The sequence below is a fragment of the Rhizobium indicum genome, from assembly GCF_005862305.2.
GTDB classification, from domain to species: Bacteria; Pseudomonadota; Alphaproteobacteria; order Rhizobiales; family Rhizobiaceae; genus Rhizobium; species Rhizobium indicum.
On record NZ_CP054021.1, the window covers coordinates 2032811 to 2056283 of the forward strand.

General features: G+C 61.4%; 25 protein-coding genes and 2 tRNA genes. 7 read left to right on the plus strand and 20 right to left on the minus strand.

What is annotated here, in order from left to right; all coding sequences use genetic code 11:
- Window positions 1-2 precede the first annotated feature (2 nt).
- Both FFM53_RS10070 and FFM53_RS10075 read left to right on the plus strand, forming a co-directional pair.
- Window positions 3-1427 carry an HlyD family type I secretion periplasmic adaptor subunit gene (locus FFM53_RS10070; protein WP_138388142.1) on the plus strand — a complete coding sequence of 475 codons (1425 nt, stop codon included), beginning with the start codon at window positions 3-5 and terminating at the stop codon, window positions 1425-1427.
- Between the two features lie 7 nt (window positions 1428-1434).
- Window positions 1435-1713: a transposase gene (locus FFM53_RS10075; protein ID WP_164986455.1), complete on the plus strand. Its 279-nt coding sequence runs from the start codon at window positions 1435-1437 to the stop codon at window positions 1711-1713.
- Window positions 1714-1868: 155 nt separating this feature from the next.
- On the opposite strand, the gene FFM53_RS10080 is transcribed toward FFM53_RS10075, so the two are convergent.
- From FFM53_RS10080 to FFM53_RS10135, 12 genes are all read right to left on the minus strand, one after another.
- Window positions 1869-2216, minus strand: coding sequence for a helix-turn-helix domain-containing protein (locus tag FFM53_RS10080; protein ID WP_138388143.1), 348 nt, complete (start codon window positions 2214-2216; stop codon window positions 1869-1871).
- Window positions 2217-2224: 8 nt separating this feature from the next.
- Window positions 2225-2470, minus strand: coding sequence for a type II toxin-antitoxin system RelE family toxin (locus FFM53_RS10085; protein ID WP_138388144.1), 246 nt, complete (start codon window positions 2468-2470; stop codon window positions 2225-2227).
- A 148-nt stretch (window positions 2471-2618) separates the two neighbouring features.
- Window positions 2619-2694 (minus strand) — tRNA-Phe (locus FFM53_RS10090).
- A gap of 179 nt (window positions 2695-2873) precedes the next feature.
- Window positions 2874-3086 (minus strand): DNA gyrase inhibitor YacG, encoded by a 213-nt coding sequence (gene yacG / locus FFM53_RS10095; protein WP_138388145.1) that lies wholly within the window; start codon window positions 3084-3086, stop codon window positions 2874-2876.
- A gap of 32 nt (window positions 3087-3118) precedes the next feature.
- On the minus strand, window positions 3119-3739 hold the full coding sequence (locus FFM53_RS10100; protein ID WP_138388146.1) for a Maf-like protein: 621 nt from the start codon (window positions 3737-3739) through the stop codon (window positions 3119-3121).
- A 57-nt stretch (window positions 3740-3796) separates the two neighbouring features.
- Window positions 3797-4015, minus strand: coding sequence for a translation initiation factor IF-1 (infA, locus tag FFM53_RS10105; RefSeq protein ID WP_003545338.1), 219 nt, complete (start codon window positions 4013-4015; stop codon window positions 3797-3799).
- 123 nt (window positions 4016-4138) lie between these two features.
- Window positions 4139-4624, minus strand: coding sequence for an arsenate-mycothiol transferase ArsC (locus FFM53_RS10110; RefSeq protein ID WP_171599721.1), 486 nt, complete (start codon window positions 4622-4624; stop codon window positions 4139-4141).
- Entirely contained in the window at window positions 4621-5094 is a 474-nt protein-coding gene (locus tag FFM53_RS10115; protein WP_003545319.1) for a UPF0262 family protein, read from the minus strand. The genes FFM53_RS10110 and FFM53_RS10115 overlap by 4 nt, the downstream gene beginning before the upstream one ends.
- 4 nt (window positions 5095-5098) lie before the next feature.
- Window positions 5099-6397 carry a histidinol dehydrogenase gene (hisD, locus tag FFM53_RS10120; RefSeq protein WP_138388148.1) on the minus strand — a complete coding sequence of 433 codons (1299 nt, stop codon included), beginning with the start codon at window positions 6395-6397 and terminating at the stop codon, window positions 5099-5101.
- A 55-nt stretch (window positions 6398-6452) separates the two neighbouring features.
- The gene (locus FFM53_RS10125) at window positions 6453-6884 is read right to left on the minus strand and encodes a DUF2948 family protein (RefSeq protein ID WP_138388149.1); all 432 of its coding nucleotides are present in this window, start codon (window positions 6882-6884) and stop codon (window positions 6453-6455) included.
- Between the two features lie 108 nt (window positions 6885-6992).
- Entirely contained in the window at window positions 6993-8285 is a 1293-nt protein-coding gene (gene murA / locus FFM53_RS10130) for a UDP-N-acetylglucosamine 1-carboxyvinyltransferase (RefSeq protein WP_003545312.1), read from the minus strand.
- Window positions 8286-8392: 107 nt separating this feature from the next.
- The gene (locus FFM53_RS10135; protein ID WP_138388150.1) at window positions 8393-8587 is read right to left on the minus strand and encodes a hypothetical protein; all 195 of its coding nucleotides are present in this window, start codon (window positions 8585-8587) and stop codon (window positions 8393-8395) included.
- 154 nt (window positions 8588-8741) lie between these two features.
- On the opposite strand from FFM53_RS10135, the gene FFM53_RS10140 reads away from it, so the two are divergent.
- Together FFM53_RS10140 and FFM53_RS10145 are read left to right on the plus strand one after the other, a co-directional pair.
- Window positions 8742-8816 (plus strand) — tRNA-Thr (locus FFM53_RS10140).
- Window positions 8817-9060: 244 nt separating this feature from the next.
- The gene (locus tag FFM53_RS10145) at window positions 9061-9303 is read left to right on the plus strand and encodes a DUF982 domain-containing protein (protein WP_011650393.1); all 243 of its coding nucleotides are present in this window, start codon (window positions 9061-9063) and stop codon (window positions 9301-9303) included.
- Between the two features lie 241 nt (window positions 9304-9544).
- Here the strand turns inward: FFM53_RS10145 and FFM53_RS10150 are convergent, their stop codons facing one another.
- Entirely contained in the window at window positions 9545-9808 is a 264-nt protein-coding gene (locus FFM53_RS10150; RefSeq protein WP_138388151.1) for a hypothetical protein, read from the minus strand.
- A 170-nt stretch (window positions 9809-9978) separates the two neighbouring features.
- Entirely contained in the window at window positions 9979-10239 is a 261-nt protein-coding gene (locus tag FFM53_RS10155; protein ID WP_138388152.1) for a BON domain-containing protein, read from the minus strand.
- Between the two features lie 177 nt (window positions 10240-10416).
- Here FFM53_RS10155 and FFM53_RS10160 point away from each other — a divergent pair, with 177 nt between their 5' ends.
- Window positions 10417-10692, plus strand: a complete 276-nt coding sequence (locus FFM53_RS10160) for a hypothetical protein (RefSeq protein ID WP_138388153.1) — start codon at window positions 10417-10419, stop codon at window positions 10690-10692.
- A 107-nt stretch (window positions 10693-10799) separates the two neighbouring features.
- The gene (locus FFM53_RS10165; protein WP_138388154.1) at window positions 10800-12860 is read left to right on the plus strand and encodes an ATP-dependent helicase; all 2061 of its coding nucleotides are present in this window, start codon (window positions 10800-10802) and stop codon (window positions 12858-12860) included.
- 11 nt (window positions 12861-12871) lie between these two features.
- On the opposite strand, the gene FFM53_RS10170 is transcribed toward FFM53_RS10165, so the two are convergent.
- The 5 genes from FFM53_RS10170 to mscL all read right to left on the minus strand — a co-directional run bounded on the left by FFM53_RS10170 (window position 12872) and on the right by mscL (window position 19057).
- Entirely contained in the window at window positions 12872-13936 is a 1065-nt protein-coding gene (locus FFM53_RS10170; protein WP_138388155.1) for an enoyl-CoA hydratase/isomerase family protein, read from the minus strand.
- Window positions 13937-14006: 70 nt separating this feature from the next.
- Window positions 14007-15968: a putative bifunctional diguanylate cyclase/phosphodiesterase gene (locus tag FFM53_RS10175; RefSeq protein ID WP_138388156.1), complete on the minus strand. Its 1962-nt coding sequence runs from the start codon at window positions 15966-15968 to the stop codon at window positions 14007-14009.
- Between the two features lie 108 nt (window positions 15969-16076).
- On the minus strand, window positions 16077-17111 hold the full coding sequence (gene galE, locus FFM53_RS10180) for a UDP-glucose 4-epimerase GalE (RefSeq protein ID WP_138388157.1): 1035 nt from the start codon (window positions 17109-17111) through the stop codon (window positions 16077-16079).
- A gap of 220 nt (window positions 17112-17331) precedes the next feature.
- Window positions 17332-18498 (minus strand): pyridoxal phosphate-dependent aminotransferase, encoded by a 1167-nt coding sequence (locus FFM53_RS10185; RefSeq protein ID WP_138334484.1) that lies wholly within the window; start codon window positions 18496-18498, stop codon window positions 17332-17334.
- Window positions 18499-18619: 121 nt separating this feature from the next.
- Window positions 18620-19057: a large conductance mechanosensitive channel protein MscL gene (gene mscL, locus FFM53_RS10190; protein WP_138334485.1), complete on the minus strand. Its 438-nt coding sequence runs from the start codon at window positions 19055-19057 to the stop codon at window positions 18620-18622.
- A 222-nt stretch (window positions 19058-19279) separates the two neighbouring features.
- Here mscL and FFM53_RS10195 point away from each other — a divergent pair, with 222 nt between their 5' ends.
- Window positions 19280-22795 carry a PAS domain-containing hybrid sensor histidine kinase/response regulator gene (locus FFM53_RS10195; protein WP_138388158.1) on the plus strand — a complete coding sequence of 1172 codons (3516 nt, stop codon included), beginning with the start codon at window positions 19280-19282 and terminating at the stop codon, window positions 22793-22795.
- A gap of 111 nt (window positions 22796-22906) precedes the next feature.
- On the opposite strand, the gene FFM53_RS10200 is transcribed toward FFM53_RS10195, so the two are convergent.
- Window positions 22907-23464: a TetR/AcrR family transcriptional regulator gene (locus FFM53_RS10200; protein ID WP_138388159.1), complete on the minus strand. Its 558-nt coding sequence runs from the start codon at window positions 23462-23464 to the stop codon at window positions 22907-22909.
- Window positions 23465-23473: the final 9 nt, after the last annotated feature.

Below are 23473 nucleotides of genomic sequence, written 5' to 3' on the forward strand. Positions count from 1 at the left end.
CCATGGCCCTTGTTCAACTGGATGCAACGCCGACGAAATTTTCGAATTCGCCGAGGACGGGTCGGCGGTTGGTCAAGCAACAGACGACCTATTTGCCGGTGATCGAGTCGAAACAGCGCGGACCCGCGCCCCCCTCGCCGATGCCGGGGCTCAGAGGCGTTGTTTGGACAGGCAACCTGTTGATCCTGGTTTTCATAGTCGGATTGGGAATCTGGTCTGTCCTGGCGCCGCTGAAAAGCGCTGCAATTGCATCGGGCGTTATCGAACCGGAGTCCAGCCGCAAGACCATTCAGCATCTGGAAGGTGGAATTGTCCGACGGATACTCGTTAAAAACGGCGATGCGGTCATGGCCGGACAGATCGTGATAGAACTCGACGACACGAAGTCTCGCTCGGAGCGCGACAGCATTCAAGGGCAACTTTGGGACGCCGAAGGAAGCCGCGCCCGCCTGCTTGCGGAGCAGACGGGCGGCGACCATATCGCCTATCCTGAGGACCTCAGGTCAGCCATGGACAGATATCCTTCGGTCAGCGCGATTCTGATCGGGCAACAGAAAATCTTCGAAGCCCGTCGCCGCGTCATGCAGGCGGAAATTCAGATCGCCAATGAAAAAATCGCGCAGGTGCGGCAGGAAATCGTCGGACTTGGCGCACAGAAGGCAGCACTGGCCGACAGAGCGACAATCTCGAGCCAAGAACTGGATCAGGTTACGATCCTCAGCGCCAAAGGACTGGAAAGAAGGAGCAGACTTCTCAACCTCCAGCGGGAAAAAGCAGACCTCGATGGCCAGCAGGGTCAAGTAGAGGCACAGATCTCTCGCGCCTACCAAGTGATCAGCGGCTCACAGGCCGATCTCGCAAAGCTTGAGAGCGACCGGTTGAGCGAAGTCGCCCAAGGCATGCGCGATACGGAAAGCCGGATCATGCAGCTGCGCGAGCGCTTGCGGGCGATCGACGACCAACTCGCAAGGACCGACATCCGCGCTCCCGACGATGGAACAATCATGAATCTGCGCGTCCACACATCAGGTGGCGTGATCGGCGCCGGTGAACCGCTCGTCGATCTTCTGCCACGCTCCGATCGCCTTGTCGTGTCTGCCCACGTCAGACCGGAAGACATCAACCTCGTTCATGCGGGGCTCGAGGCACAGGTCCACCTCCTTCCCTACAATCAGCGGCGCGTTCCACTCCTGAAAGGTCGGGTCGAGTATGTTTCAGCGGACCGTCTCATCGATACGCAGAGCGGCCAGCCCTACTTTGCCGCGACGATCCGTGTAACGGACGAGCGATTGGCGAAAATGAGTGATGTCGAACTGGTCGCGGGCATGCCCGCGCAGACACTGATCGAAACAGGCAAAAGCAGCGTGGCGCTCTATGCTGTCAGACCACTTCTCGACAGTTTCAACAGAGCATTTCGTGAGGACTGAAGCGGTGATGGGCAAGAGAAAATTCGACAACGACCAGATTACGGGCATTCTGAAGGAGCATCAAGCCGGAGTGACGGTGGCAGATGTTTGCCACAGGTACGGTATCAGCGAGCCGACTTTCTATCGGTGGCAATCCTTGCAGTTCGGAAATGTCGGTCTCCATGCCAAAAGATTGAGAGCACTGGAGGAAGAGAACCAGAAGCTCAAAAAGCTTTTGGCCGAATCCATGCTCTCGGCGGCAACACTGAGCGAGATGCTGGCGAAGACATCGAAAGGGCGAAACTAACCTCTGTCAGGGGTTTGTTGGCCGCCTTCTGGCCCCGCATATCGGGCGCGCGGCATCATATTTTGACGAGGGAGCCTCCCCAAATGGGGCAAAGGGATCCGGCTCGAAAAGTACCAAGCTCCATCACAACGTGGCCGCCTTGGGATGCGTATGCATCAAGCCACATCGTCAAGGTCGACGTCCAGCGCGCTGGCGATCGACCTGAGTGCGTCCAGGGAGCCCTCCTTCTTTCCGGTCTCGATTTCGGAAAGATAGGGCTGGGAGAGTCCGGACTTTTCAGCCAGCTCCTTGATGCTCATACCGCGATGCTTACGGAACACCCGGACAGGATCTTCGCCGGCAATCAGCGCCTTGACGACGTCTTCAGGCCAGGTCTCTTCACCAGCGTCGATACGCGCCTTTGCGGCGCGCGCCTCGCTGATGTCGACAAGGTCCTGATAGTCGTCTTCGGAAAGCAGCACGTACCCCTTGCCGTCGATGGTCAGTTTCTGGATTTCACCCATGGTGGTTCCTATTCGTTATAGATGTCGCCGCGTGGGCCGGCCTTGATGATGAGGACCTGCATGGTCTGATCGTCGATGATGACACGGTCCTGCCCGACACGAATTCGAAAAAAATCGCTGCCTTGCAGCTTCTTGAGATCGACCGTCTCGCCGTTGGCGAAGGCTTCGACCCTGGCGACGATCGCCGCGGCGCGCTTCGGCTGCATCTTGCGGAGTGCCTTCGTGGCGGCCTTGCTGTAGGCGATCTTTTTCATGGGTAAATATAGCTGAAAGCGAATTATTTCGCAACAATAATATTGCCAACGGCGATACTTGCGAAATTCTGCAGGTTCTTTCGATCGGATGCCCGCACGCATCGATGATGCGGATATAAAAATACAATGAAAACAAGATTGATAGCAGTGGTGCCCAGGACCGGAATCGAACCAGTGACACGCGGATTTTCAATCCGCTGCTCTACCAACTGAGCTACCTGGGCTAACCTGCTTCAGAAGTTCCCTTTCAGAAAAGGAACCGCGGGGCCTTGGTTCACCCCGGAAGCGAGCGGGGTTATAGCATCTTGTTCGCCCATGGCAAGCGTCAAATGACTCTTTTTTGACGGTCTTGCCGGCTTTGCGGATTCGTGAGGAAAAATAAGAGCTTCGGAGGCGAAATTCTCTAGTTTTCCTCATCGGGATATTCGGCCTTCGTCTCATCGTCGGCAACCGGGATGGCATAGGCGCCGGTCAGCCAGCGGGACAGATCGGCCTCGCGGCAGCGGTTGGAGCAGAAGGGGTAATGTTCGCGGTGGGAAGGTTTGCCGCATTCGGGGCAAGGGCGGGTCTTGCGCAGCGGTTCGACCTTGGCGGCCGCTTTCTTGTCGTCAGGCATATCGGTTTGTCCTATGCGATCGGCCGTCGGGCTCAACCCTCGGGCCACCGGCTATGCACATCGAAGCCTTCGCCGGTCAAAAGCAGAATGGTTTCATAAAGCGGCAGGCCGACGACATTGGTGTAGGAGCCCACCATCTTCTGCACGAAGGTGCCGGCGAGGCCCTGGATGCCGTAGGCGCCTGCCTTGCCGCGCCACTGGCCGGAGGCCAGGTAGTTCTCGATCTCGAAGCCCGAGAGACGCTTGAAGCGCACCTTGGTCTCGACGATCTTCTGACGGACCTTGCGATCCGGGGTCACCAGGCAAACGCCGGTGTAGACCATGTGGTTGCGTCCCGAGAGGAGATGCAACGAGTTCAAGGCCTCGTCGGCGAACTCAGCCTTGCCGAGGATACGCCGGCCAACGGCGACCACCGTATCGGCAGACAGGATATAGCTGCCCTTCCAGGTGATATCGCCCTTGATGGCGGCAAGGGCGGCTTCAGCCTTCTCAGCCGAAAGCCTGCGGGCGAGCGAACGCGGATGCTCCGACTTCCTGGGCGCCTCGTCGATATCCATCGGCATCAGGCGCGAAGGCTCGATGCCGGCCTGGTTGAGCAGGTCAACGCGACGGGGCGAGCCCGAGGCCAGAATGAGCTTGTATTTCAGCGCCATGGAACCTCGACCATCGTCAGACGGGAGCAAAAACCCTTGCAGGACCTTCGGGCAAACTTACTTGAAACGGTAGGTGATACGGCCTTTGGTCAAATCGTAGGGCGTCATTTCCACAAGCACCTTGTCGCCGGCGAGAACGCGGATGCGGTTCTTGCGCATGCGGCCGGCGGTGTGGGCGATGATCTCGTGTTCGTTTTCGAGCTTCACACGGAACGTCGCATTCGGCAGAAGTTCGGTGACGATTCCCGGGAATTCGAGGACTTCTTCTTTAGGCATATAAGTGTTTTCTTCCTGTGGGTTGAATAGGCAGCGCAGCGCGCGCCTTTAAAATTTGGGCGGAAACTACACAATCAACGCAGGTTTGTGAACCTCGTTGATCAGGCTTTCCTTTATTTGTTTTCATGCCGATTGCGCGGCAATGCCATTTCGTTTGAGTAGCCGGCTTTCGATGAGGCCGGCCAAGTGATCGCGGACCTCGCGGTAGCTCTCCAGAATCTGCTCGCGCGTTCCGATTGCAACCGTCGGATCCATCGTCGGCCAGTAGACCACATCGACCGCACTCGACCGCGTCAGCTCAAGTGCTGCATGATGGGCCTGCGGCGACAGCGTGATGATCAGATCGAAGTAATCGTCCTCGAGCTCTTCCAGCGTCTGCGGCTGGCGGCGCCCGAGGGAAAGCCCGATCTCCTCGAGCACGACATCCACGAAGGGATCGCGCTCGCCGGCGCGAACGCCGGCCGACCTGATATAGGTATTGGCCGGCAAAATGCTACGGGCGATCGCTTCGGCCATCGGCGAGCGGATGGCATTCATCCCGCACATGAAGAGGATGGCGCCCGGCCGCTTTCCCTCCTCGACGTCGACGGCGCGCTCCATTGCCGTCATCCGCGCCAGTAGAGCACGCAGACCAGCGTGAAAAGGCGCCGGGCGGTATCGAAATCGACCTCTATCTTGCCGGCCAGCCTATCCTTCAGCGTCTGCGAGCCTTCGTTGTGGATGCCGCGCCGGCCCATGTCGATCGCCTCGATACGGCTCGGCGTCGACGAACGGATCGCTTCGTAATAGCTCTCGCAGATCATGAAGTAATCCTTGACGATCCGCCGGAAAGGGGTGAGCGACAGGATATGGGTGGCGACGCCGCCGCCCTCTTCGGTGGTGATGGCGAACACCAGTTTCGAATCGACCAGCGAGATGTTCAGTCGGTAAGGCCCGCCGGCATGGCCGAGCGGCTCGAACCTGTTCTCCTCGATCAAATCGAAGATGGCGACGGCGCGCTCATGCTCGACATCGGGCGTCGAACGGCCGATCGTATCGTCAAGGACGACGTCGCAAAGCCGGAAATCGCCCTTCGCCATGCCCTCACCTTTCGAGGTTGAGGCGGATCGCGACCGATCGCGCATGGGCATCGAGGCCTTCGGAAACGGCAAGGGCGATCGCCGCCGGGCCGAGGGTGCGGAGCTGCTGCGGGCCGAGACGCAGGATCGAGGTGCGCTTGACGAAATCAAGCACCGAAAGACCGGATGAGAAGCGTGCCGACCGCGCCGTCGGCAGCACATGGTTCGAACCGCCGACATAGTCGCCGATCACCTCAGGCGTATGGGCGCCGATGAAGATCGCGCCGGCATTGCGGATGCCGTCGAGCAGCCGGTCCGGATCGACGACGGCGAGTTCCAGATGTTCTGCGGCAATACGGTTTGCCAAGGGAATGGCCTGTTTCAGATCGGCAACGAGGATGACCGCGCCGAAATCGCGCCAGCTTGCTGCCGCCGTCTCGGCCCGGTTCAGCGTCTTCAGCTGGCGTTCGACCGCCTGCTCCACCGCCTTGCCGAATGCGGCATCATCGGTGATGAGGATCGCCTGGGAACTGACATCGTGCTCGGCCTGGGCCAAGAGGTCGGCGGCGATCCAATCCGGATTGTTGTCCTTGTCTGCAATGACAAGCACTTCGGAGGGGCCAGCGATCATATCGATGCCGACGGTGCCGAAGACATGGCGCTTGGCGGCGGCGACATATGCATTGCCGGGGCCGGTGATCTTGGCGACCGGGGCGATCGTCTCGGTGCCATAGGCAAGAGCCGCGATCGCCTGGGCGCCGCCGACACGATAAATCTCGGTGACGCCGACAAGCTTGGCGGCAGCAAGCACCGCCGGATTGACGGCGCCGCCGGTGGCGGGAACGGCGATGACGATGCGATCGACGCCGGCGACCTTGGCCGGCACGGCATTCATCAGCACCGAGCTCGGATAACTCGCCGTACCGCCCGGAACATAGAGGCCGACCGCTTCGATCGCCGTCCAGCGCGAGCCGAGACCGACACCGAGGTCATCCTCGTAAATATCGTCCTTCGGCAGCTGCCGGCGATGATGGGATTCGATGCGCAGCGCCGCGAGCTTCAGCGCCCCCAGCACCTCCGAAGGCACTGCCTCGACGGCGGCGTCGATTTCCTCAGGGGTAACGCGCATCGGCACGGTGGCGTAATCGATGCCGTCGAATTTCAGCGAATATTCGGCAAGCGCGACATCGCCGCGGACGCGCACATCATCGATGATGGCGCGGACGACGACGTTCACATCCTCGGAGACTTCACGCTTCGTCGTCAGGAAGGCGGCAAAATGCTGCTCGAAACCTTCCGATGCCTGATCCAGCCAGATTGCCAAGGCCGATATTCCTTCTCAACTCGAAACTGCGATGTTCAAACTTTAGGGCGTCACGTCAGCGGTGGCGAGGCTTGGAAGACGCCTCCCAGGCGCCGCCGATATCGGCCAGCTGGACCTCGATGCATTCGACATCGAGCGCAATCGAGGCCGTGCCGGACAGCGACAACTCGACCGTGCCCTCCGGCCCCTCGCCCTTCTTCTCGAAGCGCAGCGCCAGCAGCGACAGCACTTCGTCGCGTTTCCCGCGATCGATGCCGAGCGAGCGGACGGCAAGCACACGCTTGAAGACCAGCGCAGCCCGGCGGCGCTCGAAACCCTTGCGCTTGCGCTCGGCACCTTCCCAGACGAAACGATTGGCGGCAAGCGCGAACTGCGCGTCGCGCGGCGACCAGTCGATGTCGCCGACCTTGAAGACGCTGTCCTGCATATGCGCGGAGATGATCGCAAGATCCTCGTTATCGAGCGCAACAAGTTTCAGGTCGGTCATTCAGCCTCATCCCATTACCGGCCTAGGCCGGGCACCGCCGGAATGGCGATGCGTCAGACAAGGGAAATAAGGCGCGGCGACCAATTACGCAACCGGGATGAGCGGTGCTTACTCGCTGATGCGCTCGACGATGGCGCCGCAGCGGGTCAGCTTCTCCTCGAGCCGCTCGAAACCGCGGTCGAGGTGATAGACGCGGGACACCGTGGTTTCGCCCTCGGCGGCAAGGCCGGCGATGACGAGCGAGACGGAGGCCCGCAGATCGGTCGCCATGACGGGGGCGCCGCGCAGGCGTTGGACACCCTCGATCTTCGCCGTCTGGCCGGACAGCGAGATCCTGGCGCCGAGGCGGGCAAGCTCCTGCACATGCATGAAACGGTTTTCGAAGATGGTCTCGGTGACATGCGAGACGCCGGAAGAACGGGTCATCAGCGCCATGAACTGCGCCTGCAGATCGGTCGGGAAGCCCGGGAAGGGATCGGTGACGATATCGACCGGCCTGATGCCGGCGCCGTTGCGCTTGATGCGCATGCCGTTGTTGGTCGACGAGATTTCCGCGCCGGCGCGGCGCAGGGTTTCCACTGCGGTCTCGAGCAGCGCTACATCGGTATTTTCGAGCACGACGTCGCCGCCGGCCATGGCGACGGCCATGGCATAGGTGCCGGTCTCGATGCGATCCGGCAGGACGCGGTGGCGGGCGCCGGAGAGCGAAGTGACGCCTTCGATGGTGATCGTCGCAGTACCCGCGCCCGAGATCTTGGCGCCCATGGCGTTCAGGCAGTTGGCGAGATCGACGACCTCAGGCTCTCGGGCGGCATTGCCGATGACCGTCGTGCCGCGGGCAAGCGTTGCCGCCATCATCATCACATGGGTGGCGCCGACGGAAACCTTCGGGAAGGTGTAGCGTGCGCCGATCAGGCCGCCGGCAGGCGCCTTGGCGTTGATATAACCGGCATCGATCTCCATGGTCGCGCCGAGCGCCGTCAGGCCCTCGATGAAGAGATCGACGGGGCGCGTGCCGATGGCACAGCCGCCCGGCAGCGAAACGCGGCAATGGCCTTCGCGCGCCAGCAACGGCCCGATGACCCAGAAGGAGGCGCGCATCTTCGAGACCAGCTCATAAGAAGCCGTGGTATCGACGATGGTGCGGCAGGTGAAATGGATCGTGCGCGAATAGGAATCTTCCTGGCGCTCGCGGCGGCCATTGACGGCAACGTCGACGCCGTGATTGCCGAGGATGCGCATCAGCAACTCGACATCGGCCAGATGCGGCACGTTTTCGAGCGTCAGCGTATCGCTGGTCAGAAGCGAGGCGATCATCAGCGGCAGTGCGGCATTCTTGGCGCCGGAAATCGGAATGATGCCATTCAGCTCATTACCGCCGACGATTCTGATACGATCCATGTGCGCTTACGGGCAGCGCCCGCCTTTCCTGAAAGTTCTGCCTTGGAATAAGGAGTGAGGTGTTTAGGGGATTTCTCGACACGCTTCAATTCGCGACGGACGGAACATTACGATTCGTCCAATTTTGCGGCGGGCAGCCCATTTGTTTCGTCGGCTTGGCCGGAACGGCGGGCTCGGACCTGCTGTTTGCGTCGCCCCAGATTTTCCCTGAGCTTTTCGGCGGCGCGCTCACGGCGCAGTTTCGCCTGTGCCTCGATCGCCTCTTTGCGGCTCTGCTGGCCGGTTTCGGTCTTTTCATTCATGCGACAGGATTAGCCGAATTCGCGCCGATCCAAAAGTCCCTTGCGTGCCAATCCACGCGAAGTTGGAATTTGCTGCTTGCGCTGGCCGTCAAGCTGTGGCAATAGCCGCCCCGTTCCCGCGATTGAGCCACCCGGCTCTACGCGGTCTGGTCCTGCTGCCGTAGCTCAGTGGTAGAGCACACCCTTGGTAAGGGTGAGGTCGGTGGTTCAATCCCACTCGGCAGCACCAGTTTTCTTGAAAAGACAGTCCATCTCCCGGCGAAAACACCTCATAAGTTAGCGTTTCTCATCAGCTGGCAGCCATAGGCTTTCCTGTCATGGGTCGAGGCAAAACCATTCGTTGCGGCATCAGCGACGATCCGCCCATTGCTGACGGCAAAAATCACGCTAGAATATTAACTATCGCAAAGTCTCCCCGGAGGAACTGGGAGATGCTGCACTTCGTTTCTGTCGAAAATCGTGGAGGAGCGTCGATGGCAACTGAAAGATGGAACAGCCCGGTCAAGGTTGGTTTCGAAGGTGCCGATGCGCGAACGGTCAATGGGCCGTTCGATGCGCTGAAGTGCCTGGCGGATCTCTGGCCGAGTATGCGCGGGCTTCGTTATATCAAGGCCCGCAGCGCCTGCCGGGCGGCGCTCGACGGGCGCAAGAGCGTGGAAGAAGCAAGAGCCGAGTTTCTGGCGGCCGCCGAAGAGGCGAAGCTGAAGCTGCATTAGCACTTCGGCAAGGAATTTTGGGCGATTTTCGCCTTCTGGGCGTGCAAGCGTGCCGGAACGGGATAATGCTTTAATTTCGGTTTAACCCTGCAACAAGTGCGTGCCGGGTTTCGGTGCAAAGGGCGTTGCGCCTGGTACAGGTGCATCAATAGAAGACGACCAGCCATCATGATGATGGTTAGAGGCTCGTCACCTCTGCGGAAACGCAGGCGAGCCTCGTCCGAGCAGGACCGCCTTTTTTTCAGCAATCCGCGCCGCTCTCATTCTCGATCTCGACATAACCGACACCGATGATCGTGCCATCTGCCGCGCGAATGAAGGAGGGGAGATAGTGGGGTTCTACCGGTGTGCAGGCGACGGCCCCGGTATATTCGTTGAGGGCGATCTGGTCCTTCGGCAAAGCGGAATAATTCGTGCCGGTTTCCAGCGAGGCATGGGCGGAGCCGGCAAAGACACCGCAACCCACTATCAAGGTCGTTGCCCAGAGGCGAGGAAGCAACTGCATGAGAGTCTCCAGCGTTTAGGTCCGGCCTTTCAACACCCGAGAGAGCATTTTGGTTCCCTTCATGGATCGTAAAGACATGCGCGCCGACCGGCGCAACCTCTCCTTCGCCGGACTTTTATTTGATGCATGTCGTTGTCCTAAAACCGCTGCACACTTTTAGGCGACATGCATTAGCGTCGCAGCAGGCGAGCACGCACATAGCCTCGTCCGACGACGCCCTCGGCGATCTCGATCGCCCGCTCGACATCACCCCGCCGGCGCACGAAACCTTCCAGGATGACATAGGAGCCCGATATGCTGACGGTGATTTCGCCGGCTTCGATATCGGCGGCCGCTTGAAGGGCGCTCTCCACCGAGGCGCGCGTCGCGGCATCGCTGTGGCCCTGACGGCCGGGCTCGCCATGCCCCGTGAATGCTGGAAAGCCGAGCACCGTGAACGTTTCCTAATGTTGGTTGATGTCTGTTAACGCCGCAGCGACGCATTCGTTGCGTCCCCCGGAAAAGAAGAGCCTGCTCGACAGCGATACCTGCGCGGTGGCATGGGCTACCATTGGCGAAAGGCGCCACCGCTTCTATATCTGGCTGCAGTCGAAAGAGGGATGACGACGATGAAAGCGCTTCTGCCTGCCTTGTTGGCCGGAGGATTGTTTGCCGGGCTTGTCGGCTGTTCCTCGGCCGATAGCCCGGCGCTGGATCCCATTCCCGGCAGCATTACCTATGGCGGCCAGCCGCGAACGAAGCTTGCCAAGTCGCCGGTCGGCAGCGCCGTCTACAACCAGTTCTACAACGGGACGGGACAGCGCGTGGAGGAAACCTATATTCTTCAGCCCGACCGCAGCCTGAAGCTGGTGCGGCGCGAGATCGGTCCGGATTTCCCCGACTGAGATGTTGCCAGCGCACCAGATCGCTTGACAGAGGCGGCAATCGCGAACATTCAAGGAACATCTAATCTTTCCCCAGTGATTCTGCGGGAGCCCGACCGGACGGCTGGATGTATCTCGAAAAGCTCAATCCGCAGCAGCGCATGGCCGTCGAGCACGGCACGCTCATCGACGGCAGCCATATTGCCGGGCCGCTGCTGGTCATTGCCGGCGCCGGCTCGGGCAAGACGAATACCTTGGCGCATCGCGTCGCCCATCTCATCGTCAAAGGCGCTGATCCCCGCCGCATCCTGCTGATGACCTTCTCGCGCCGGGCAGCGGCCGAGATGGCGCGGCGTGTCGAGCGCATCTGCCGCGATGTGCTTGGTTCGAATGCCGGCGTGATGGCGGACGCGCTGTCCTGGTCCGGCACCTTCCACGGCATCGGCGCGCGGCTGTTGCGCGATTATGCGGAGCAGATCGGTCTGGATCCTGGTTTTACCATCCACGACCGCGAAGACAGTGCCGATCTGATGAACCTGATCCGGCACGACCTCGGCTTCTCGAAGACGGAAAGCCGTTTTCCCACAAAAGGCACGTGCCTTGCCATCTATTCCAGGGCGGTGAATTCGGAAACCGCGCTCGACCTTGTGCTGCGCGACGTCTTTCCCTGGTGCGCGACGTGGGAGAAACAGCTGCGCGAACTCTTCGCCTGTTATGTCGAGGCCAAGCAGAGCCAGAACGTGCTCGATTACGACGATCTGCTGCTCTACTGGGCGCAGATGGTTGGCGAAGCGATGATTGCCGAGGATATCGGCAGCCGCTTCGACCATGTGCTGGTCGACGAATATCAGGACACCAACCGGCTGCAGGCCTCGATCCTGCTGGCGCTGAAACCCGGCGGCCAGGGGTTGACCGTCGTCGGCGACGATGCGCAGTCGATCTATTCCTTCCGTGCCGCGACGGTGCGCAATATCCTCGATTTTCCCGCCGCCTTCAGCCCGGCCGCCAATATCGTCACGCTCGACCGCAACTACCGCTCGACGCAGCCGATCCTCGCCGCCGCCAACGCCGTCATCGATCTCGCCTCGGAGCGCTTCACCAAGAACCTCTGGACCGAGCGGCAATCGTCCGAGCGGCCGCGCCTGGTCACGGTGCGCGACGAGGCCGAGCAGGCGCGCTACATCACCGACATGGTGCTCGACAACCGCGAGGAAGGCCTCACGCTCAAACAGCAGGCCGTGCTCTTCCGCGCCTCGCATCACAGCGGGCCGCTGGAGGTCGAGCTGACCCGGCGCAACATTCCCTTCGTCAAGTTCGGCGGGCTGAAGTTTCTCGACAGCGCGCATGTGAAGGACATGCTGGCCGCCCTTCGCTTCGCGCAGAACCCGCGCGACCGTGTGGCGGGCTTCCGGCTGATGCAGATCCTGCCGGGCGTCGGGCCGTCGACGGCGCAGAAGACGCTCGACCTGATGGCCGAGGATGCCAGCCCGATTACTGCTCTTGGCTCCATGCCGGCGCCGCCGCGCTCCGGTGAGGACTGGACAATGTTCGTTTCGATGCTGCAGGAGCTGAAGACCGGCAAGGCCGGCTGGCCGGCAGAGATCGGTTTGGCGCGGCAATGGTATGCGCCGCATCTGGAACGGCTGCACGAGGATGCCGCGACGCGGCAGGCCGATCTGCTGCAGCTCGAGCAGATCGCTAGCGGTTATGCCTCGCGCGAGCGCTTTCTCACCGAGCTCACCCTCGATCCGCCGGATGCGACCAGCGACCAGGCGGGCGTGCCGCTTCTCGACGAAGACTATCTCATCTTGTCGACCATCCATTCCGCCAAGGGCCAGGAATGGACGAGGGTCTTCATGCTGAACGTCGTCGACGGCTGCATACCGAGCGATCTCGCCGTCGGCACCACCGCCGAAATCGAAGAGGAACGCCGCCTGCTCTACGTCGCCATGACGCGCGCCCGGGATGGTCTCGACCTCGTCGTGCCGCAACGCTTCTTCACCTATGGGCAGAACTCGCAGGGCGACCGGCATGTCTATGCCTCACGCAGCCGCTTCATTCCCGCGACCCTGCTGCAGTTCTTCGAGGCCTGCAGCTGGCCGCAGGTGAAATCGCAGACTGCCGCTCAAGCGCAGGCGCGGCAGGTGCGCATCGATGTCGGCGCCCGCATGCGCGGCATGTGGCGATAACTGGATAGCGTTCAGAGTGAAAGCGGCGGCTCGGCCGGTTTCAGGAAATGCTTGATCCTTGCTGCTTCAACAGCCTCGACTGAGGCCGGCGACCATTTCGGATTGCGATCCTTGTCGATGACGGCGGCGCGGATACCCTCGAAGAAATCGGGATTATCAAGCATCTGCAGACAGGCGCCGAGTTCGCGGCCGAGGCATTCGGCAAGCGAGGCGCTGCGGCGGCCGGCCCTGAGCAGCCGCAAAGCGAGCTTCAGACTGGTCGGTGAACGCGTCAGCATCACTCGGCGCGTCTCGGCGGCAAATTCGCCTTCCTCCCCGGCGAGTGCTGCCAGGATTTCCTCGACGCTGTCGAAACCAAATGCGCGATCGATCACCGCCGCGTTCTGTCGCAGCCGGCTTTCTCCCTGAGGCTCAGAAAGCGCCTGCAGCAGGGCATCGACATCGCTGGATGAACTGCCGCGCGGCAGGCTCGAGAGAGCATCGGTCACCTCGCCGAGCCGCGACGAAGCGATCTGAAGGTCGGCAAGGCGGGCGTGGATCGCGTCCGCGGCACCGATATCGAGCCCTGTGAGACCGAGCCATGTTCCGGCTTCGCCGGGTGCGCGCGGCAGCAGCCAAGTGGCGCCGACATCCGGGACATAGCCGATGCCGGTTTCGGGCATGGCAAGCCGTGTGCGCTCGGTGACGATGCGGTGGCGGCCGTGCGACGACAGGCCGACGCCGCCGCCCATGGTGATGCCGTCCATCAGCGCGACATAGGGTTTGGGATAGGCGGCAATCATATGGTTCAGGCGGAACTCCTCGCGCCAGAAGTTTCCGGCGAGGCCATCGCCGGCGCGGGCACTCTCATGCAGGGCGCGGATATCGCCGCCGGCGCAGAAGCCGCGTTCGCCCTCTCCCGTCGCCACGACGCTTGCCACCTCGGAATCACCGGCAAAATCGTGAAGGGCTTCAGTGATCGCCCGGATCATCGGCAGGGTCAGGCTGTTCAGCGCCCGCGGCCGGTTGAGCCGGATGACGCCCGCGGTACCCCGCCGTTCAATGATGACATCGCCTGCCCGTTCGCCGTCCTGCATGGTTCACCTCATCTGTTGCGACCATGAATAGACGACGATGACGCATCGCTCCAGTCGATTTAAGGTCGGTTCAGGCAGACAGCGAATTGCGGGCGGAGGCTTCGGCCTCGCACCGGGCGGCGTAATCGATGGCAAGTTCCAGCGGCAGCGGCCGCGAGAAGTGATAGCCCTGCGCCAGACGAACGCCCATCGCCTTCAATCCCTCGGCGATCTCTTCGCTTTCGACGCCTTCGGCGACGGAGGCTATGCCGAGATTCTGGCAGAGATTGGCGACCGAGCGGGTAATGTTCATGCAACGGGCGTCACGATCGAAATTCATCACGAAGGACTTGTCGATCTTCAGCTTGTCGAAGCCGAGACGATGAATATGGCTGAGGCTCGAATAGCCGGTGCCGAAATCGTCCAGCGCAATCGAGATGCCAGCAGCGCGCAGCATAGTGATCACCTGGTCGGCGGTGTCGAAATCGGAGAGCAGTGCCGTCTCGGTAATCTCGAATTCGATGCGCCTGGGATCGATGCCGGAGCGGGTGATCATGGCCAGCAGCGCCATCGAGGTCTCGTGGTCGCAGATATCGCGCGCCGAGAGATTGAAGGACAGCCTCAGATGCCGTGGAATGATCGCCAGCGCTTCGAGCGCCTTGGCAAAGAGAATGCGCGTCATGCGGCCGATGACGGCCGTGCGCTCGGCCGCCGGGATGAAGGCGTCTGGACTGATGCGGCCGAAGCGGGCGCTGTCCCAGCGGGCGAGCGCCTCGTAAGCGACGACGCGGCCGCTCTTCAGCTCGACGATCGGCTGATAATCGAGTTTCAATTCCTTGGCGAAGTCGTTCGCCTGCAGCTCGAGTTCGATCAGGTGGCGCTGCGTCAGGATCTTCTCGTGCTCGGCCGAGAAGAATTCGACGCCGCTGCTGCGCTTGCTCTTGACCTGGTAGAGGGCGAAATCCGCTTTCTCGTAGAGATCCTCGGCGGTGTATGTGCCGATATCGGGATAGACGATGCCGCACGAGCCGAAGACGCGGACCGAGCCGTCGGGGATTTCGAAAGGATCGCGGACGGCAGCACAGAGCGTCAGGCCGAGATCGGCGATCGCTTGGCGTGTCATCGAACAGGGGAAGATGATCCCGAACTCATCGCCGCCGAGACGGGAGACGATGCCCTCTTCGCCGACCAGGGCGACGAAGCGGCGGGCCGTCTCCTTGAGCACGAGATCGCCGGCGGCATGGCCGAAGACGTCGTTAACAGGCTTGAAGCCGTCGAGATCGAGAATGCCGAGGACAGGCGGCGAGGACGGATTCTTCTGCAGCCGTTTTTCCAGCGAGAGAAAGAAGCTGCGGCGATTGGCAAGGCCGGTCAGCTGGTCGTGCAGCGCGTTGCGGCTGTTGACGAGGTTCAGCTCTTCGGCTTCCGCCTGCTTCTTCTTCAGCTCCTCGGTCAATTGCACGAGACCGACGAAATTCTGGAAATAGCTGTTGATCACCCTGAGGAAGGGCAGGATCAGGAAGAGGCCGCTGATGGCCGTCGCCACGAAAACGGGATTGCCCGAGAACAGGAAGGTCGCGACCATGGCCGAGAAGGTGATGACCGTGGTCAGGGCTGCCGCCATCGGCAGGTGCATCAGGCAAAAGATGCAGGAAATGCCTGTCACCACGAGGAAATAGGCGATCTGACCCTGCTGGGAAGCATCGCCATATTGGTAAAGCGCGATCGCCCAGCCGCCGAAAGCGACGGCCAGGATGCCGGCCCCTGATATCGTCACCTTCATCAGCCTGTAGGCCCGCTCGGCGGTCACATCTTCCTTGCCCCGGATCTCCCACCAGCAGAGACGGAAGACACAGACGACGCTCAGGGCCACGGGAATATAGAGCGAAAGCCAAAGGGGCGCGGATTTGAGGTGGGTGATCGCCACCGCAAGGGCGTTGATGATCAGCAGGACATAGAGAATGGGAATCTGCGACGACAGGGCTCGGAACTGCGCCAGCAGAAGCGTCGGATTGTCTTTTTGCAGCTGCAATGAGGCCAGAAAGTTCTTCATCGTCTCTTTTCCGTTGGCCCGAGCCAGCCAGAGAAAGCTTGATTTTTCCTTATTCACGTTACGGCATGCAAACCCCTGCAGGCGCGGGGATGGGAAACGGGTTCTGGATCAGAAGGACGCGGCGGCGAGTGCCCGGTGGATGCTGTGCAGGTCGTCGACATTCTTGTTCGACAGGAACAGTTCCCAATCGAGCGAGCTCTGGACGATGGTTTCCAGCGAATCGTATCTGGGCTTCCAGTCGAGCACCTGCCTTGCGAGCGAAGCGTCGGCGACGACGCTTGCCGAATCGCCGGCGCGGCGCGGCGCCATGTGGATCTTGAAGGAATGCCCGTGCAGGCGGGTGACCATGTTCAACACATCGAGCACGGAATAGCCTCTGCCATAACCGCAATTGGCAACGAGCGAACCCTTGCCTCTGCGCAGGTGCTGCAGCGCTTTCAGATGTGCATCCGTGAGATCGCTGACATGGATGTAGTCGCGCACGCCGGTGCCGTCATGGGTAGGATAATCGATGCCGTAGACATTGACGCTGTCGCGCGTGCCGAGCGCTGCCTCGCAGGCGACCTTGATGAGGTGCGTGGCGCCTGAGGTCGACTGGCCGGCTCGGTGGTGCGGGTCGGCGCCGGCGACGTTGAAATAGCGAAGCGCGACATAGTTGAAATCATAGGCGGCGGCGGCATCGCGCAGCATGAATTCGGTCATCAGCTTCGACTGGCCGTAAGGATTCTCCGGATTGAGCGAGGCCGTCTCCTTCACCGGCAGGTCGGTCTTTTGCTGGCCGTAGACGGCGGCTGTCGAAGAGAAGACGAAGTTGCGGATACCGGCCTTGATCGACGCGCTCAGCAGCGCCCGGGTCTTGCCGGAATTGTTGTCGTAATAGGAGAGCGGATCGGCGACCGAGACCGGAACGACGGCGGAGCCGGCGAAATGGATGATCGCCTCGATGTCGTTTTCGATGAAGACCTTTTTCAATATGTCGGGATCGGCAATGTCGCCGAGATAGAAACGCGCCGCCGGCGCCACGGCCCAGCGAAAGCCCGTGGAGAGGCGATCGAGCACAACCACATCCTCGCCTGCATCGAGCAGCGCCCAAACCATGTGACTGCCGATATATCCGGCCCCGCCCGTCACCAAAACCGCCATGTCCCGCATCCCTGCTTTCGTTTTTATAAGCAGGGGCATCAGGCGCCGGTTTTTCTTTCCAATTTTCTTATCGAACGGCCGTTGGAAGGCCTTTGAACGGGTATGTTTGGAGTCGTGGTTAGAGGCCGATTTCGGGCTTTGCTAGAGTTTTATCGATCCGGCGATTCCGGCACAAAATCGACTTGGCCGACGCCACGATATCTCTTGCGGGCAGTGCGTCTCAGAGCTTGAGGATATAGTCGCAGAGGCGCTCGGCGGCGATCGCCACCTGGGTGGGATCACGCAGGAAACAGGCGCGCAGGAAGAGTTCGCCGCCCGGTCCGAAAGCGGTGCCGGGAGCAAGGCCGACGCCTGTCTTGTCGACGATATCAAGCGCTGCCCTGCGGCTATCGGCGACGCCGTCGATCTTCAGGAAGGCGTAGATCGCGCCGTCCGGTTTCAGTGTCTCGACGCGGTTGGTGGCGACAAGCGCATCGCAGAGAATATCGCGGGAGCGGGCCGCCTTGGCGATATTGGCAGCGACGAAATCGTCGCCTTGATCAAGGGCTGCAACGGCGCCCTTCTGCATGAACTGCGCCACGCCCGATGTCGAATACTGGATGAGGTTTTCGAGCACCTGACCCATTTCAGGGGGTGCTACGATCCAGCCGACGCGCCAGCCGGTCATCGACCAGTTCTTCGAGAAGGAATTGACGAAGATGATCTTGTCGCCCTCGTCCATCACATCGAGGAAAGAGGGCGCTCGGCCACCGGCAAAGGAGTAGCGGGCGTAGATTTCGTCTGCCAGGATCCAGAGGTCGTGCTTGCGGGCAAGCGCCAGGATATCGCCAAGATCCTGCTTCGTTGCCGTCCAGCCCGTCGGGTTCGAGGGCGTGTTGATGAAGATGCCCTTGGTCTTCGGGGTGATCGCGGTTTCGATACGGTCAAGATCGACCGCCCATTTACCGCCTTCAAACTGCAGCTCGACACTGAGCGAGCGCGCACCTGCTATCTCCAGGGCGGCGGCGATATTCGGCCAGGAAGGCGAGAGGTAAACCAGCTCGTCGCCCGGCGAGGTCAGCGCCTGCACGGCGATCTGGATCGCCTGCATGCCGGAGCCGGTAACGTAGAAATGCTCGACCGGAAGCCGGATTCCGAAATGTCTGTCGTAATAATCGGAAAGTGCCTGGCGAAGCTCCGGAATGCCGCGCTGCCAGGTGTAGAAGGTCTCGCCGGCAGCAAGCGCATCCATTGCCGCCCTGCTGATGAAATCAGGCGTCGGCAGATCGCCCTCACCCACCCAGAGCGGCAGCAGGCCTTCGCGGCCACGGGCATAATTGACGAGTTCGACGATCCCGCTTTCGGGCGCCGCCAGGGCGCGCGGGCTGAGGCTGCTGACGATCGACATGCAAATCTCCGGTTTCCGCCTTCATAGCGGATTTGCGCCGGCAAATCCCATGACATCCAGTGATGGCATATCGATTTTGGTGATGAATGAGCCCGGCCGAAGCGGAGGGGCTCCAGCCGGATCAAGCCGTCGGGCGCGTGGCGAGAAGATCGCGGATTTCCGTCAGAAGCTGAACGTCTGCCGCCGGCGCTGGCAGCTCTTCCGGTGCAGCCTTTTCCTGGCGCTCGACCTGGGCACGCAGGGTGTTCACGCCCTTGACCATCAGAAAGATGATCCAGGCGAGAATGAGAAAGTTGATGAGCACGGTGAGGAAGCTGCCATAGGCAAACACCGCTCCCTGCTCGCGGGCGGCGGCGAGCGACTGCGCGTTGACGGCCGACGAGAGTGGGAGGAAGTAATTCGAAAAATCGAAGCCGCCGAAAATGGCGCCGACGATCGGCATAATAAGGTCATCCACCAAAGATTTGACGATGCCACCGAAGGCGCCGCCGATGATGACGCCGACTGCAAGATCCATGACATTGCCGCGGGCGATAAAGGCCTTGAACTCATTGAGCATCGGATCCGTCTCCCTTCGATCCATTTCAAAGACATGCAATGGAATTTATTAGCTACATCTTCATTGCAATTAATCAATCGGCAATCGCAATTATTCAGCAATACCTCTCCCGCGGTCTTTGACTTAAGGCCTAGACGGCCAGGAATTTTCAAAGCGTCTGAAATGACTTAAGCTGACCCACGTTGCGGGAGGTCCGGCGGGTTTTCCGCCGGCGGAGGGTCAATGCTTCCAGGCTGGGTCATATTCGCGTCTGCCTTCGGCTATCTGCTCCTGCTTTTCGCCGTGGCAAGCTATGGCGACCGCAAGAACCGCGGCCAGGGCACCCTCGGCCCGGGCACGCTGGGCGGATGGCCGGTTGTCTATGCGCTGAGCCTTGCGATCTACTGCACCTCCTGGACCTATTTCGGCAGCGTCGGGCTTGCCGCGCAGCGCGGGTTGGAATTTGCCGGCATCTATATCGGCCCCATCCTGGTCTTCACGCTCGGCATGCCGTTGCTTCGCCGCATCATCGAGCTCGCCAAGGCGGAGAAGCTCACCTCCGTTGCCGATTTCGTCGCCGCGCGTTACGGCAAGAACCCGACGGTCGCAACGATCGTCGCGCTGATCTCGCTGATCGGCGCCATTCCTTATATCGCGCTGCAACTCAAGGCGATCTCGAGCACCGTCAGCGCCATGGTCAATCCGTCCGATTACGGCATCGGCAGCGGCAATCTCTATTTCCTCGACCTGCCGCTCCTCGCGACGCTGGTGCTTGCCTGCTTTGCCATCATGTTCGGCACGCGGCATACGGATGCCACAGAGCACCAGGATGGCCTCATCCTCGCTGTCTCGATGGAATCCGTGGTCAAGCTCGTCGCCTTCCTGACGGCCGGCGTCTGCGTCATCTGGTTTCTGTTCGACGGCCCGACCGATCTCTGGCGCAAGACCGTCGACAATGAGCTGGTCATGTCGGCGCTCAGCTACCACACGCCGATCAGCCGCTGGATCACCCTGATCATCTTGTCGGCCTTTGCGATCATCCTGCTGCCGCGGCAATTCCACGTGACGGTTGTCGAAAACCGGACACCGAAACAGCTGAAACTCGCGGGCTTCCTGTTTCCCAGCTATCTCATCGCCATCAATCTCTTCGTGCTGCCGGTGGCGATCGGCGGGTTGCTGACCTTCGGCGGCACCGGCAATGCCGATTTCTACATGCTGTCGCTGCCGCTTGCCGGCCAGATGCCCGTCATTTCGCTGATCATCTTCATCGGCGGCTTCTCCGCCGCAACGGCGATGGTCATCGTCGATTCTGTGGCACTGTCGATCATGGTGTCGAACGACATCATCATGCCGATTTTCCTCCGGCGCAAACTCGCTGGCCGCGCCAGCCAGCGCGACAATTTCGCCAAGACGCTGCTCAACATCCGCCGCAGCGCCATCTTCGCCGTGCTGCTGTTCGGCTACGCCTATTACCGCTCGACCGACAGCACCGCCGGCCTTGCCTCGATCGGCCTTCTTTCCTTCGCCGCGATCGCGCAAATCGCCCCAGCGATGTTCGGCGGGCTGATCTGGCGGCGGGCGAATGCGCGCGGCGCGATCCTCGGGCTGACCTCCGGCTTCGTCATTTGGATCTACCTGCTGTTCCTGCCCTCGCTCGGCGGCCCAGATTATTCCTATGTGGCGAGCGCCGTGCTCGGCTTCATCTTTCCCGGGACCACGCTGTTTACGGCCCCCGACGCCGATCCGCTGGTCAATGCGACGGCGATGAGCCTGCTCGTCAACAGCGCCTTCTTCGTCGTCGGCTCGCTCACCCGCAACGCCAAGCCGCTGGAGCGCATTCAGGCCGGCATCTTCGTCAAGCGGCATTCGCGCTCGCAATTTGCCACGCGCGGCTGGAAGACCCGCATCAGCGTCGGCGATCTCAAGGCGGCGATCTCACGTTATCTTGGCGAAGAACGCATGCAGCGTTCTTTCACGACTTACGAACAAGGCTCCGGCCGCAAGCTGGAGGACGAGCAGCCGGCCGACATGGCGCTCATCCATTTCAGCGAACAGCTGCTCGGCAGCGCCATCGGCTCGTCCTCGGCCCGGCTGGTGCTGTCATTGATCCTGCAGAAGATCGAGGATGCCTCTTCCGACACCGCCTGGTTGCTCGACCAGGCGAGCGAGGCGCTGCAGTATAACCAGGACATGCTGCAGACGGCGCTTTCGCAGATGGACCAGGGCATTGCCGTCTTCGACAGTTCCAACCGGCTGACGATCTGGAACCGGCGTTTCCGGCAATTGCTGGATCTTCCGGAAAGTGCCGGCCAGGTCGGTTTTCCTTTGTCCGATATCGTCACCACGCTCATCCAGCGCGGCGACATCGCGCCCGGCGATCTCAGCCAGACGGTGCGGCATTTCCTGACGCTCGACAAACCTTTCGCGCTGGTGCTCGGCGGCGGCGAGCGGATCATCGAGGTGCGCTCCAACGCCATGCCGGACAAGGGTATCGTCGCCACCTTCACCGACATCACCCAGCGCGTGAACGCCGACCAGGCGCTGAAACAGGCGAATGAGACGCTGGAGCAGCGTGTCGCCGAACGCACGGCCGAGCTTACCCGCGTCAACCGCGAACTCGGCGAGGCACGCGCCGCCGCCGACGAGGCGAATATCGGCAAGACACGCTTTTTTGCCGCCGCCGGCCACGATATCCTGCAGCCGCTCAACGCCGCCCGGCTCTATTCCTCGGCATTGGTCGAGCGCATGGCGCAATCCGAGAACAGCCCAATCGTGCGCAATATCGATTCCGCGCTGGAATCGGTCGAGACCATTCTCGGCGCGGTGCTCGATTTATCCAGGCTCGATACCGGCGCCATGCGGCCGCGGCTCGCCTCCGTCGCGCTCTCTGACCTGCTGGAGCGTATCCAGACCGATTTCGCGCCGATCGCCCGTGAAAAACAGCTGAAGCTGGTGATCATGCCGACGTCGCTGAGGGTCCGCTCCGACCCCAATCTTCTGCGCCGGCTGGTGCAGAACCTGGTTTCCAACGCCATCAAATACACGATCACCGGCAAGGTGCTGGTGGGCGCGCGGCGGCGCGGCAACCAGGTGATCATCCAGGTGATCGATTCCGGCATCGGCATCCCACCGTCGAAATTCCGCACGGTGTTCAAGGAATTCGCGCGACTGGATGAAGGTGCCAAAACCGCCTCCGGCCTCGGGCTCGGCCTGTCGATCGTCGACCGCATCGCCCGCGTACTCAACCATCCGGTCGAGTTGCAGTCGACGCATGGCAAGGGGACGCAATTCCGCATCGCCATGCCGCTCGACGTCTCACGCCCGGCCGCGGCTGCAGCAGCGGTTGCGCCCGCCGACCGTCCCGGGCAACCGCTGAGCGGGCTGAAGATCCTCTGCATCGATAACGAGCCGAAGATCCTCGAAGGCATGCGGCTCCTGATCAGCGGCTGGGGCTGCGAGGTGGAGGCGCTGGATTGCCTCGCCAAGGTCACCGCCCTCGATGGCCAAGAGGGACCGCCTGACATCGTCATCGCCGATTATCATCTCGGCGACGGCACCGGCATTGCCGCGATCCTGCATCTGCGCCGGCAGTTCGGCGCCGATATCCCTGCCCTGATGATCACGGCCGACCGCACGCCGGAGGTGCGCAGCGAGGCCGAGCGACACGGTATTGCCGTTCAGCACAAGCCGGTACGGCCGGCGGCGCTGCGCGCCTATATCACCCAGATTTCCGGCCTCAAGCGCGCCGCCGCGGAGTAACTGAAAACTTAGAGCATTTCCGTTTTTCTCCGAATCACGGAGATGCTCTATCTTTTTGTTTTCACGCAATTCCGGACGCAAAACCGCTACGCACTTTTGCTGGAATTGCTCTTAGTCCGTCGCGCTCATGACACGCGCAACCAGATCGCGCACACGCGCTGTCGCCGGCACATCGCCGAACAGGATGCGGTACATGATCGGCGCCACGACCTGGTCCATGACGCGGTCGACATCCGGAAAGGCCTCGCCGCGAGCCTTGGCCCTCTCGGCGATGACGTCGATCTGCTGGCGGGTAAATTCAGCGCATTTACAGGCATTCGCGCCCGCCTGCGCCGCCAGCACGTCGCGGATCATTTCGCGGCCGGGGCCGGAGGACATTTCCTCGGCATATTGGTCGGCCCAGGTTTCGAGATCGGCCTTGCCGCTGCCGGCATCGATCGGCTGCATGTCCGGCCGCAGCCGATCGACGGCGACATCGGCAAGAAGCTCCTGCAGGTCGCCCCAGCGGCGATAGATGGTCGACGGCGTTACCCCCGCCTTGCCGGCAATCAACGGGATCGTCACGTCGGCGCGGCTTATCTCGGCCATCAGCTCACGGACCGCCTTGTGCACCGATGCCTGAACCCGGGCGCTTCTGCCGCCCGGACGGAGATTCTCTTTCACTGTCATGCGCGCAAC

Coding starts and splice junctions, on each gene's coding strand:
- FFM53_RS10160 (WP_138388153.1), top strand. CDS start 10,417: ATGAAAGCGCTTCTGCCTGCCTTGTTGGCCGGAGGATTGTTTGCCGGG.
- FFM53_RS10185 (WP_138334484.1), bottom strand. CDS start 18,498: ATGTCGATCGTCAGCAGCCTCAGCCCGCGCGCCCTGGCGGCGCCCGAA.
- FFM53_RS10080 (WP_138388143.1), bottom strand. CDS start 2,216: ATGGGTGAAATCCAGAAACTGACCATCGACGGCAAGGGGTACGTGCTG.
- murA (WP_003545312.1), bottom strand. CDS start 8,285: ATGGATCGTATCAGAATCGTCGGCGGTAATGAGCTGAATGGCATCATT.
- FFM53_RS10145 (WP_011650393.1), top strand. CDS start 9,061: ATGGCAACTGAAAGATGGAACAGCCCGGTCAAGGTTGGTTTCGAAGGT.
- infA (WP_003545338.1), bottom strand. CDS start 4,015: ATGCCTAAAGAAGAAGTCCTCGAATTCCCGGGAATCGTCACCGAACTT.
- FFM53_RS10170 (WP_138388155.1), bottom strand. CDS start 13,936: ATGCAGGACGGCGAACGGGCAGGCGATGTCATCATTGAACGGCGGGGT.
- yacG (WP_138388145.1), bottom strand. CDS start 3,086: ATGCCTGACGACAAGAAAGCGGCCGCCAAGGTCGAACCGCTGCGCAAG.
- FFM53_RS10150 (WP_138388151.1), bottom strand. CDS start 9,808: ATGCAGTTGCTTCCTCGCCTCTGGGCAACGACCTTGATAGTGGGTTGC.
- FFM53_RS10110 (WP_171599721.1), bottom strand. CDS start 4,624: ATGACGGCAATGGAGCGCGCCGTCGACGTCGAGGAGGGAAAGCGGCCG.
- FFM53_RS10070 (WP_138388142.1), top strand. CDS start 3: ATGGCCCTTGTTCAACTGGATGCAACGCCGACGAAATTTTCGAATTCG.
- FFM53_RS10075 (WP_164986455.1), top strand. CDS start 1,435: ATGGGCAAGAGAAAATTCGACAACGACCAGATTACGGGCATTCTGAAG.
- FFM53_RS10085 (WP_138388144.1), bottom strand. CDS start 2,470: ATGAAAAAGATCGCCTACAGCAAGGCCGCCACGAAGGCACTCCGCAAG.
- FFM53_RS10115 (WP_003545319.1), bottom strand. CDS start 5,094: ATGGCGAAGGGCGATTTCCGGCTTTGCGACGTCGTCCTTGACGATACG.
- FFM53_RS10135 (WP_138388150.1), bottom strand. CDS start 8,587: ATGAATGAAAAGACCGAAACCGGCCAGCAGAGCCGCAAAGAGGCGATC.
- FFM53_RS10175 (WP_138388156.1), bottom strand. CDS start 15,968: ATGAAGAACTTTCTGGCCTCATTGCAGCTGCAAAAAGACAATCCGACG.
- FFM53_RS10125 (WP_138388149.1), bottom strand. CDS start 6,884: ATGACCGACCTGAAACTTGTTGCGCTCGATAACGAGGATCTTGCGATC.
- FFM53_RS10200 (WP_138388159.1), bottom strand. CDS start 23,464: ATGACAGTGAAAGAGAATCTCCGTCCGGGCGGCAGAAGCGCCCGGGTT.
- FFM53_RS10195 (WP_138388158.1), top strand. CDS start 19,280: ATGCTTCCAGGCTGGGTCATATTCGCGTCTGCCTTCGGCTATCTGCTC.
- mscL (WP_138334485.1), bottom strand. CDS start 19,057: ATGCTCAATGAGTTCAAGGCCTTTATCGCCCGCGGCAATGTCATGGAT.
- FFM53_RS10100 (WP_138388146.1), bottom strand. CDS start 3,739: ATGGCGCTGAAATACAAGCTCATTCTGGCCTCGGGCTCGCCCCGTCGC.
- FFM53_RS10165 (WP_138388154.1), top strand. CDS start 10,800: ATGTATCTCGAAAAGCTCAATCCGCAGCAGCGCATGGCCGTCGAGCAC.
- galE (WP_138388157.1), bottom strand. CDS start 17,111: ATGGCGGTTTTGGTGACGGGCGGGGCCGGATATATCGGCAGTCACATG.